The organism is Shewanella sp. 10N.286.52.E4 (assembly GCF_041468785.1).
Taxonomy (GTDB): Bacteria; Pseudomonadota; Gammaproteobacteria; order Enterobacterales; family Shewanellaceae; genus Shewanella; species Shewanella electrodiphila.
In genome coordinates this window covers 69,737-80,405 of the sequence record NZ_JBFRJJ010000043.1, presented here as the reverse complement: position 1 = coordinate 80,405, position 10,669 = coordinate 69,737, and the positions used below count along the sequence as shown (strand labels likewise).

At 42.9% G+C, this 10,669-nt stretch carries 9 protein-coding genes; 1 reads left to right on the top strand and 8 read right to left on the bottom strand.

Annotated elements, in window-relative coordinates:
• Positions 1–258 precede the first annotated feature (258 nt).
• Positions 259–384 (bottom strand): hypothetical protein, encoded by a 126-nt coding sequence (locus AB4153_RS19250; protein WP_371998412.1) that lies wholly within the window; start codon positions 382–384, stop codon positions 259–261.
• 408 nt (positions 385–792) lie between these two features.
• Here AB4153_RS19250 and AB4153_RS19245 point away from each other — a divergent pair, with 408 nt between their 5' ends.
• On the top strand, positions 793–1,323 hold the full coding sequence (locus tag AB4153_RS19245) for a hypothetical protein (protein ID WP_371998411.1): 531 nt from the start codon (positions 793–795) through the stop codon (positions 1,321–1,323).
• A gap of 180 nt (positions 1,324–1,503) precedes the next feature.
• On the opposite strand, the gene AB4153_RS19240 is transcribed toward AB4153_RS19245, so the two are convergent.
• The 7 genes from AB4153_RS19240 to AB4153_RS19210 form a co-directional block, all read right to left on the bottom strand.
• Complete coding sequence (locus AB4153_RS19240; RefSeq protein WP_371998410.1) at positions 1,504–2,454, bottom strand: LysR family transcriptional regulator; 951 nt, start codon at positions 2,452–2,454, stop codon at positions 1,504–1,506.
• 177 nt (positions 2,455–2,631) lie between these two features.
• Complete coding sequence (gene fhuB, locus AB4153_RS19235; RefSeq protein WP_371998409.1) at positions 2,632–4,656, bottom strand: Fe(3+)-hydroxamate ABC transporter permease FhuB; 2,025 nt, start codon at positions 4,654–4,656, stop codon at positions 2,632–2,634.
• Positions 4,656–5,669 carry an iron-siderophore ABC transporter substrate-binding protein gene (locus AB4153_RS19230; RefSeq protein ID WP_371998408.1) on the bottom strand — a complete coding sequence of 338 codons (1,014 nt, stop codon included), beginning with the start codon at positions 5,667–5,669 and terminating at the stop codon, positions 4,656–4,658. The genes fhuB and AB4153_RS19230 overlap by 1 nt, the downstream gene beginning before the upstream one ends.
• Positions 5,663–6,430 carry an ABC transporter ATP-binding protein gene (locus tag AB4153_RS19225; protein WP_371998407.1) on the bottom strand — a complete coding sequence of 256 codons (768 nt, stop codon included), beginning with the start codon at positions 6,428–6,430 and terminating at the stop codon, positions 5,663–5,665. The genes AB4153_RS19230 and AB4153_RS19225 overlap by 7 nt, the downstream gene beginning before the upstream one ends.
• Complete coding sequence (locus AB4153_RS19220; RefSeq protein WP_303517265.1) at positions 6,430–7,152, bottom strand: siderophore ferric iron reductase; 723 nt, start codon at positions 7,150–7,152, stop codon at positions 6,430–6,432. The genes AB4153_RS19225 and AB4153_RS19220 overlap by 1 nt, the downstream gene beginning before the upstream one ends.
• A gap of 130 nt (positions 7,153–7,282) precedes the next feature.
• Positions 7,283–9,490 (bottom strand): TonB-dependent siderophore receptor, encoded by a 2,208-nt coding sequence (locus tag AB4153_RS19215; protein ID WP_371998406.1) that lies wholly within the window; start codon positions 9,488–9,490, stop codon positions 7,283–7,285.
• A gap of 171 nt (positions 9,491–9,661) precedes the next feature.
• Positions 9,662–10,552 (bottom strand): helix-turn-helix domain-containing protein, encoded by an 891-nt coding sequence (locus AB4153_RS19210; RefSeq protein ID WP_371998405.1) that lies wholly within the window; start codon positions 10,550–10,552, stop codon positions 9,662–9,664.
• Positions 10,553–10,669: the final 117 nt, after the last annotated feature.

The window sequence follows — 10,669 nt, the reverse complement described above, 5'->3', positions numbered from 1 at the left end:
TTTAAACTTCATTTTGAGTCCGCTTCGGCAAGCTACAAAATCACTAACGCTTACGATGGGGCATCTGAAGTAAATGGATTTACGAATGTCACGATGGCATGGATGCCAAGGAGTGACCCTTCCCCTCGAAAGCTAGTCAGACATCCATGTCTGAACTCACGTAATTATCTTGCTTACCTCATTTCAAATTGAACATTCAAAGAAGATCAAAAGCACCCACGCAACTTGAGTCTTTTAGATTTGTATCTTTTTGATCTTTTAGTTGTCGCGAATACCGTCAAATCGAAGAGACAATAATCCCAGTGTAGATGCAGCAGCGAGCTTCTGACTGCCAAGGATGGCGGGAATGTCATTATTTGTCGGGAACAAATATGACCAAAACATGGCGAAGTTTCACAGTGTGAAACGCTCTGAGCGAGAGGCATGGATGCCGAACTGGCTGCTTAACAAGGACGTTATTTTTTTTGGCAGAGCTTAATTTAAATAAAGAATGCAGCGTCTCGCAGTTGTATCTGCACATAAGCCTGCGGCAGGAAATAGGTTAGATTGAAGTGATAATTTAAAATAATCTATCCAATAAAAACTAAGTAAAAACATTGAATTATCTGCATAAGCTGTATTAAAGTAAAGCAACTTAAGGATAGAGTTGGGTAGCCTCGAAGATAATCACCGAGCACACCATCTAAGGAAGAAAGGCCATTTAATAATGATGTATCAAACAACTCCCATATAAAATTTACTCTGCCCCGACTAATTTACCCTACTAATTTCTTGAAGGCGCTATGGAGGTTTATGGATAATAAAGTATTATTAATCATTACTTTAAGTATTTGTGTGGTCTCAGATATACCCTCTGCAGCTTCTCTTTATGAAAAAGTTACAGATGAACAATATTTGAAATTAGAGTTTCTTCCTCTATGTACAAATGAGGGACAAACGATTTTTCAAATTACTAATGTCTCCGGTCAAAAGCTGCTGGTAGATCCAGCTTTTATGGAAGTAGATAAATATGATGCTCATCGATTTGGAGTTGATTTAGTCAACCTCAATATTTCTGAAAGTTACCCGAAAATGACTAGTAAGGCAAATGCCGGTGGTCAAGGTGACTGGTATCCAATGGAGACTGGTGAAGTTATACAGCACAAAATTGATTTTAGAGAATATGCAATATCGCCTCTTGATACCTCAGTTCAATATATGCCAGCTTTCAATGGAATGCCTATCAGGATGATAACGACTATAGAAGGAAAGAAAGTAACCATGTTTAAAGGTGTTTTTGATACGACGTTAAGTAGTCAGTTTGGTTATGATTGCTGGAAGTAATTAAAAATTATACCTTAAGACACTTCCCCGCCTTGTTTATTGTGCAGAATTTGCAAGTTTTCTGATTCCCATAAGCAGGTCTGGTGTAACAAATCTTTGTCCAGAAATGCTTAGAAAGCTAACCCACTACCCCAAAATTCAGCTTCAACCTTTAATATCTTACAACTTCAATTCCAAATACTACTTATACAGGTGCTTATAATCAGGCAGGTGATCTAACCAGAACGGTGGTGTGCCGATGTATTCTTGTACCACTTTAATAAACTCACTGACTAACAAGGTTTGCTTACGATGCGGGTACACCGCATAAATCCCCGTATCCATGGTGGATAAACCATAATCGGTTAGCAGTGGTACCAATTTAGTCTCTGCAATAGGTTGATCTAAATTAAATAAATCCACCATGGCATAGCCAATACCCGATTGCACCGCACTCATCAGTGAACGTACATCACTGATATGATAATTACCGCGCATTTGGTAATTTTTGTATTGCTCACCATGAGGGACTTCAGTTAAGCGCATTTGATCTAAACTGACATTGCCATTGCTGTAAACCACAGCGGGTAATAGCACCAACTCTTCAGGAGTTGTCGGCATGCCATGTTCAGCAATAAAGGCTTCTGAAGCGACTATCGCAAAATGGGTTTTAGCGATTTTCTTGGCAATTAAATTAGACTCGGTCAGCTTACCTACCCTAAACGCCAAATCGAAGTGATCAGTAATAATATCGGTGAGTTTGTCATCTAAATTAAGGGTGACTTTTACATCAGGGTAGCGCTTCATAAACGCGGTAACCACAGGCTGTAGATATTCCTGCCCGAAGTAAATCCCAGAAGTAATACGAATGATTCCTTTGGGTTCAGATTGATATGAATCAGCAATATTTTGAATTTGAGATAAGGTGTCAGTCAGTTGCTGCGCCTTGACTAGAATTTCTTCACCTGCAGAGGTTAACGAAAAAGAACGTGTAGAACGGTTGAGCAGTTGCACCCCAAGCTCAGTTTCAAGCTTTTTAATCTGCTTCGACAGTAGCGAATTATCCATATCATGCAAGGTGGCAGCTTTTGTAAAAGAACCTTGCTGAACCACATCAAGAAAAAGGGCTAATTGCTTGGTGGTGGATGACATAAATTAATTCCTATACTGATAAGTGTAGATAAAACAAAGCGTATTAAGCATCGTATTTTATCCATCTTAGCAGCTAAGTCGCGATTGTTGCTGATCTCAGCCCCAACAAACTTGATCTGAAAGACAAAAGGGCTCACTTATAATGATTGCAGTGAGCTCTTTATTAATTCATCAAAGCTAACTCATCGAGCGCCTGCCTTTAAGCAGCAATAAAATAAAGTAGATGCCACCAACTATCGACACGATAGTGCCCGCTGCAATTTGCGATGGATAGACTAAGTTTTGCCCTAGCCAATCAGAAAACACCATCAAACTCGCGCCTAGTATTGCCGCCGTGGGCAATTGCATCTCCACTTTTTTCGCGCCCCAAATCACCGCCATGTGCGGCGCTAACAACCCAATGAAAGAAACCGGTCCCATGGTTGCTGTAACCGCAGCACACAATAAAGCCACACAACACAGCAATAACACAAACGCCCGCGGCACATTTAAACCACGCGCTTTAGCAAACTCACGCCCTGTTGAAATCAGCGTCAGCCAACGACATGTGACTAATGCAAAGCCAATCAAACCAATTACAATCGCGGCTAGCATTACTGCCGATGACGGCGTGACTCGGTAGGTTGAGCCCGCAAGCCAACTTAAAATAATGTAGGAGGTTTCATCACCCTTAGCTAAGGCAAACTGCACGATGGCTTCAATCAATGCAGTCAGCGCAATACCAATTAAAATCAGCATTGAAGGCGCGTACTGGTGACGCTTACCCAGTACAAGCAATACCCCTAGCACCGACATACTGCCTAGAAAGGCAATCACAGGTGCGGTGCTAAAGATGTTTAACCCAATAAAAATCGCCCCGCCAACCAATGCCAACGTTGCCCCCGCAGAAATACCTAAAATATCTGGGCTGGCAAGCGGGTTATAGATCAAACGCTGTAATAACACCCCTGCTACCGCAAGCCCTGCACCAGCAGCAGCTGATGTTATCAATCTTGGCCATTGAATTTGCCAGCCAAAGGCATCAGGGATTGCCCATATCCAGCTGACTTCTTGTCCGTTTGTCACGCCTTGACCATGAGTGACTTGATTAAACAAGGTAGTAAATACTCCAAGGGCCACCAAGACAAACAATAAGCCCAATAACTTAGGTTGGCTCATTGCATAATGACTTTTCGGCATTGAAAATGACAATTGATCTTGCGCCGATAGCTTACGGCGGGTGAACCAAATTAATGCTGGCGCACCAATCAAGGCTGCGGCGGTACCAGAAGGAACCAGATCAAATGTGAGTACACTTAACCCCACAGCTAAAGCGTCGGTAATCACTAAGATAACGCAGCCTAACAACATGCTATAAAACAGTTCATCTTTAGGGGTTCTTGCCCCAAGTTGACGGGCAATATTAGGCGCCAACAAACCTATAAAACTAATGACGCCCACAGTGGTAATGCTAGCAGCGACTAACCATAAGCCAATGGCAAATAAACCGAGAATCGCCGGAATAATGTTTAATCCACGAGCTGAAGCACTCGCTTGGCCCATGCGCAATAAAGCCAGTACTCTTGGCGCAAATAAGAAAATCAATATTGCAGCTGACAACTTAGGGAGTAACCATTGCACTTGCTGCCAGCCATTTTGTGCTAAATCGCCCGCGCCCCATATGAATAGGTTTTTAGCATATTGATCATTCAGCAAAATGATCGCCGTTGCTATTGCGCCCAATAGAATATTAACTGCCATACCCGCTAGTACCACAGGTAAGCCTGCAAGGTTACGCACACCTGCAATCAATATCACTAAGCCAAGGGTCAGCATGGCGCCAATTAACGCCGCTACAGAGGCATAATCGCCCACCAGCGTTGGAAACCACACATTCATAATCACTAACGCAAGCCAGGCGCCAGAGGCGGTACCTAAGGTCATCGGTGACACCAGCGGGTTTTGGGTCAATTGCTGCATTAGACTGCCCACTAACCCCAGCATCGCGCCGACCATAATCGCCATGACAATACGAGGTAGTTGAGACTCTACAAACATGATGGCATCAAAATTATCTGCCAATGCTTGTCTGTCAGCAAAATGCATCAATAAACTGAGCTGCTTGGAAACTTGAATTTGGGTATCAATTTGAGCCGACACCAGCACGGCGAGGACCAAGCCAATAAAGGTTAATGCATATCGATTAATTAAAGGCTGACTCATTAAAGCTCTCCTTCAATCGCTGATTTATCAGAGCTCATTAACTCAGCGTCGATGGCCATTGGCGCTGTATTAACTGAATTGGGGGCAATGGCTAATAAGCTTTTAGTCAGGGCTTGTGCCATATATTCAATTGAAATTGCCCCTCCGTAGTTCCATGCTGGGGCAATACTGTTCATCTTGTTATGACGCACAAATGGCATGGCATTCCACATCACGCTTTGGCTAAGTTCAGCTTCTTGGGCAAATGGCTCAAAATACAACGCGACACCATCACCAATATAACGCAGTGATTTTAAACGCTGCTGTTTAAGGCCCCATTGAGTGGCTTCAACTTTTAATGCGGGTTCAATGCCTAATAATTTAAGTGCGTATTGCGCTGTCGAGTTATCACCGTATAAATATACCGATGTCATGCTGGCAAAACGAAACGTACTCACTTTTGGCAAAGTGCCGTTATAGGCACTCAGCAATTGCTGTTTTTGTTCGGCTATCACCGCATGCATTTGAGCAATTCTCGTTTGCGCCTCAGGCTCTTTGCCTAATAGCTTGGCGATGCTCAAAAAGTTATCTAATGCAGCTTGAGCATTATCATGGTGTTCACTGTAGGTTTGAAAAAATAACACTGGCGCGATTTGTTCAAGTCGTGGCAATAAATCTAATTGTGGTGAAGCGATAATAATCACATCAGGTTTCAGCGCAGCCAAACGTTGAAAGTTCGGTTCAACGCGAGTGCCCACATCCATCACCTCATCAGGCACAGCAGGATTCATTACCCACTCTTTGTACCCAGCGACATCAGGCATTGCGATGGGCGTTACGCCTAATTCAAGTACTTGCTCAGCAACATCCCAATTCAACGCAGCAACTCGAGTGGGAATGTTGGCAAACTGCTGAATACCATTGCTATCTTTAATTTCAATTATTGAGTTAGTACTACGGAGCTGATCCGTAAAGCCTTTATGTGGCATCATCAGCACAGCGGTTAAGCACAATAAAACCACGACTCTTAGCATACAATCGCCACCTTATGCGGCTTGCTTGGGTGATCGACTAATGTCACTGGTGTCGCGTATAAATCACTGAGTAAGGTTTCATCTAACAAAATATCGGTATCACCTTGAAAAGCGATTTTGCCTTTCTTTAGTGCAATAATTTGGGTAGCAAAGCGCAGTGCAAGGTTCAAGTCGTGCAAAATAACAATCACGCCAACCCCTGTCTCTTTATTAAGACGGCTGAGTAATTCCATTAACTGGTACTGATGCTGAATATCAAGCGCAGAGGTGGGTTCATCTAGAATCATCAATTTGGCTTGCTGCGCCAGTAACATCGCCACCCAAGTACGTTGACGCTCACCACCTGATAACTGATCCGCTAAAGTATCTTTAAAATCAGAAACGCCGGTTTCTGCCATTGCTTGCTCAATAATCGCTTGGTCTTCATCGCGCCAGCGCCCTAAAGTACCGCGCCAAGGAAAACGCCCTAAACGCACTAATTCAGCCACGTTGAGCCCTGCCACCTCAGGCAGTTTTTGTGGCAAATATGCCACAGTACGAGCTAAGTCTTTCGCGCTGTATTTACTTAACGTTTTATCTGCCAAGGTGATTTCACCTTGCTCAGGCTGAAATTGATTGGAAAGTAAATTAACCAGTGTCGACTTACCCGAGCCATTATGCCCAAGGACCACAGTCAGTGCATGAGGGTCAATATTGAGTTGCTCGATATCAAGAATGGTACGTTGATCGCGGATAACTTTGACGTCGTTCAGTTGGTACATTAAACACTCTTCTGTTTTAGCTTGGGACAATTAGCGCATTTCTGGCCAGTGACGGTTTTATACACCGAGCAGCAACTTGAACGAGTAAATACTAATTGGTTGGTTATAGGTGATAGCTGAATTTTCTTAAGATGTTCGTCTGGCAATGACAACGCATTTAACCATAATGCCGCCTGCTGACGGATAAAATAGGCTGAAAACTCAGGGTTAGTCTGTTGCAACAAGAGTAGACGATTCAATAAGGCATCTGCAATTAAATGCTCTACAAATCGAGGACGACAACGGACTGATTGATCTAATTCTTGGCGAAAATGCTCAAAGATAGTCAGTAATTGCTGACCTGCTGCACTCACTAACTGATGGTACTCGCCCGTGCTGCAGTCAGTGCACGAAAAGCAAAATCCTGCCACTACACCGTCTTGGTGACGCTGGGACATATTGCATAAATCAGGTAGGGCTTGGCAATGATAAATCGCTGTAATAGCAACATATAGCGGCTGCCAAGTCAGTAAATCCCAGCTGCGAGTCAGCCAATAAGCTTGGCCCGCTTCAGGCGATTGCTGCCTAATACTTTGATGCAGAGAACGAATGTTTTGTAAGTTCGATTGCTGAGATGAAATCAGTGATGAATCGGGAGCGTCAGAAACCAAAATCTCCCCTTTAAGGTAAGGAGAGATTTGTTCGCATTGCTGATAAATATCGTTAAAAACAGATAAACTCATTGCATCGCCACTTATTACATTGGTCAGTTAGCATTCATTACTAATAGCTTTTATTACTAATAGCTTTCATAAATAAGTAAAACCATAAAACGAGGCTTTCGCCCCGTATTTATGGCTATCGTAAACGCAATTAGAAGTTATATTTGAAGTTTAATTCAACGTTACGTTCTGCGCCGTACCAACAATTCACTGAGTCATAACAGGTGTAGTACTCTTCGTTGAATAGGTTATTAGCAACTAAATTAACGCTAGCACCTAATAAACTGCTGCTGAACTCGCCAAGATCATAACCTACTGATAAATCCACTAAGGTGTATGATTCAACTTGGTCAGTGTTCATCGCGTCCATTTGCATTTCGCCCACATAACGCACACCACCGCCAATACGCATACCCGCTAGCGCACCATCATCAATGTGGTAGTTAGTCCACAATGATGCTGCATGTTTCGGTACATAAATAGGTTGAGTACCTTGCAGACCGTTACCGCTGTCTTTGGTAATTTCCATATCGATATAGGTGTAATTAACCGCGACATCGACATTGTCATTAACAAACCACTGGCCTTCGAATTCAGCGCCGCGAGATTCAATCTCACCGATTTGCAGTTTATCGCCCCAAGGATCATCAGGGTTCGCCATTAAGGCATCACTTTTAACAATGTTAAAGAATGACAAGGCCGCTGTTTTGCTTTGATCTGCTGAGCCATACTTCAAACCGAACTCAAACTGCTCGCCCATTTCAGGTTTGTAAGTTGAACCATCGGTTTTAGTCCCCGCAACTGGCTCAAAACTGGTGGCATAGCTAACAAATGGCGAAATCCCACTTTCAAACTCATACATTGCGCCAACGCGGTATGAAAACTCTTGATGATCAGCTGCTGAGTTTGTATCAGCATAATCATCTGAATATTCACTCGATGAGCTGTAGTCATCGTAGCGGCCACCCAAAATCATGATTAGATTGTCGTAGCGCATTTGGTTTTGGAAATACAAACCCGTTTGCTCAACTTTAACGTCATCCGTCGCATCATAAGTCGAAGTTAATTCGGACGGGTTGATCATGTCGTTATTCGGATTAAAGATGTTGAACGTACCAAACTGGCTGGTCATCCCATATTCTGAATAAGCCGAAACACCATCAAGTTTTTGGTAATCAAGACCGAACAACAAGTTATGCTCAACATCACCGGTATAAACTAAACCTGATAATTGGTTATCAATGGTGAAACCTGTTGAGCTTTCTTCAGTACTGTAAATGTTACGATCTAGGATGCCTGTTTCAGGATCAAAGTTATCACCTAAATGGTAAGTATTCTTTTGCGTTAACGTCGCATCCATATAGCGGAAGTTCTGCAAAAACGACCAGTTATCGTTGAAATCATGATTGATTTTATAACCCGCTAATACAAACTCACGCTCAAACTCAGACCAGTTTTTGTCGCCAGCGAAAGTCGATGAGCTAGTGCTGCCGTTTGGATTGTCATAAATCATGCCTGATGACGGCAATGATGAGTTCATTCCCATTGATGGATCGTTCTGGTAGTACAGATTGAAGTTTACGTAGGTACTGTCCGACACGTTCCAATCAATCGAAGGTGCGAACACAAAACGTTCTTCTTCGGTATGATCAACTTGGCTATCTTTGCTGCGCGCTAAGGCAATCACGCGATAAGAAAAATCACTGTCACCAATTTGACCAGTGGTATCAATAGAGGCTTCGATTAAATTATCAGAACCTGCCGCCACATTCACTTCAGTGCTGCGTGCATCTTGTGGGGTTTTAGCAATCATGTTGACCATGCCACCTGGTGGCATTGAACCGTAAAGTACTGACGTTGGTCCTTTAAACACTTCAACTTGCTCAAGCGCTACAGGGTCAATTTGAGGCTGTAAGTTCCAACCCGTTAGTGACTGCAGTACTAAGCCGTCATAGTAGCTTTGGTTAACATCAAAACCACGAATATTAAAGGTGTCATACATGGTGACAGCGCCACCTTTTTGCTCAGTGGTCACGCCTGGCACATATCGCAGTGCTTGGTTTAATGACTTAACACCGCGTTGCTCAAGTAATTCGCTGTCTATAACGGTGACGCCTTGAGGTGTTTCAAGCGCCGTTAGCGATGTTTTAGTCGCTGTATTTCGATAGGCTTGGCCAAGAACTGTAATGGTTTCAAACTTTGGGATTTCAATCGATAAGTCATTAATGTCTTCAGCTAACACTTGCTGGCTATAAACCATAGATGCGCTCATTGCTGCTGCAACCATGGATAATTTAAATGACTTACTACTGTTAGATGAGACCATACCGCCCTCTGCCTTTTTAACGTTCAATTCCATGTCAGTAAACATGAATACTAATGAGAATGATTATCAAGCGCGGATGATATAGTGTTTCAACTAGATACATTTAACAATTTGGTGCATGAAGGGATGAATTTATAAAATAAATGCTATTTCGAGAGAAGTGTCACACTTACAAGATGCAAAGAGAGAGGCAATAGAAGTAAATTAAGTCACGCTTTTAATCGGCAGCCAATACTCCATATGGGAAGGTTCATCCGTGTTGATACTTAGGGCACCATAATGCTCTAAATCAAAACCATCAACGCCCTCAAAACCTGATTGAGGTAACCAGTCACAAATTAACCATTCAACTAGCTGACCAAAACCGCTTAGCAAGCCATGATAAGACACCACTGCATATTCTTGGCTTGGTATTGTTAAACAGGTTAATTGCTCCAACTCGACTAACGCCTGAATCGCCAAAGGCAACTCAGTATCGACCGTAAGCGCAGCCCAGTAATGCAGGTCTTTAGGTAATCGGGTATCAACAACGCCAATCATTTGCGCCGTTAAAGCCCCTTCATCGTCAATCAGATTGAATAACGACTCCCATGTAATCGGCACTATGGTCGCAAAATTCGGCGCCTCAGCCAGTAAACCATTCACAGGAGTAGATACACCATAAACGGTAAAGCTCGGCCTATGTTCAATACGGGTTTGTAATGAGGTGCTATCAATAAAGTGTTCAGCGCGTTGAGTTATCGCATTACGCAAGCCGACTTTGGTGCCACGTCTGCGATATTGGCTAGGGCTAAGCCCAAAAAGTTGCTTAAAAGAACGACTAAAACTCACCTCTGAGGTAAAGCCAAATTGATAGGCAATATCCAACATCCGATCATCTGTAGTCACCACTTTATCCGCTGCAAGACTTAACTTTAGTTCTCGGACATACTGCGCCACATTCAAGCCCGTTTGCTGCTGAAAAATACGTTGTAATTGCCAGCGAGAAAGCTGGCACACTTCAGCAAGCTCATCTAAGCCGAGCGTCTTATCACTATTGTGATGAATATAATCAAGCACGCGTTCTATTCGGCTATAAGGCGATTGGCCTTTCATAAAATCTATCCAAAATCTCAAAAGATACAAATAATTGGGTGACACGGTGAAATATCAGTAAGTCATTATTATGTATAGCAAGTTAACACTTAAACATAAAGCTCGAAGGCTATTTAG

Excerpts from the sequence above, each read along its gene's own strand:
- AB4153_RS19250 (WP_371998412.1), bottom strand. The coding sequence starts at position 384 with ATGTTTTGGTCATATTTGTTCCCGACAAATAATGACATTCCCGCCATC.
- AB4153_RS19245 (WP_371998411.1), top strand. The coding sequence starts at position 793 with ATGGATAATAAAGTATTATTAATCATTACTTTAAGTATTTGTGTGGTC.
- AB4153_RS19240 (WP_371998410.1), bottom strand. The coding sequence starts at position 2,454 with ATGTCATCCACCACCAAGCAATTAGCCCTTTTTCTTGATGTGGTTCAG.
- fhuB (WP_371998409.1), bottom strand. The coding sequence starts at position 4,656 with ATGAGTCAGCCTTTAATTAATCGATATGCATTAACCTTTATTGGCTTG.
- AB4153_RS19230 (WP_371998408.1), bottom strand. The coding sequence starts at position 5,669 with ATGCTAAGAGTCGTGGTTTTATTGTGCTTAACCGCTGTGCTGATGATG.
- AB4153_RS19225 (WP_371998407.1), bottom strand. The coding sequence starts at position 6,430 with ATGTACCAACTGAACGACGTCAAAGTTATCCGCGATCAACGTACCATT.
- AB4153_RS19220 (WP_303517265.1), bottom strand. The coding sequence starts at position 7,152 with ATGAGTTTATCTGTTTTTAACGATATTTATCAGCAATGCGAACAAATC.
- AB4153_RS19215 (WP_371998406.1), bottom strand. The coding sequence starts at position 9,490 with ATGGAATTGAACGTTAAAAAGGCAGAGGGCGGTATGGTCTCATCTAAC.
- AB4153_RS19210 (WP_371998405.1), bottom strand. The coding sequence starts at position 10,552 with ATGAAAGGCCAATCGCCTTATAGCCGAATAGAACGCGTGCTTGATTAT.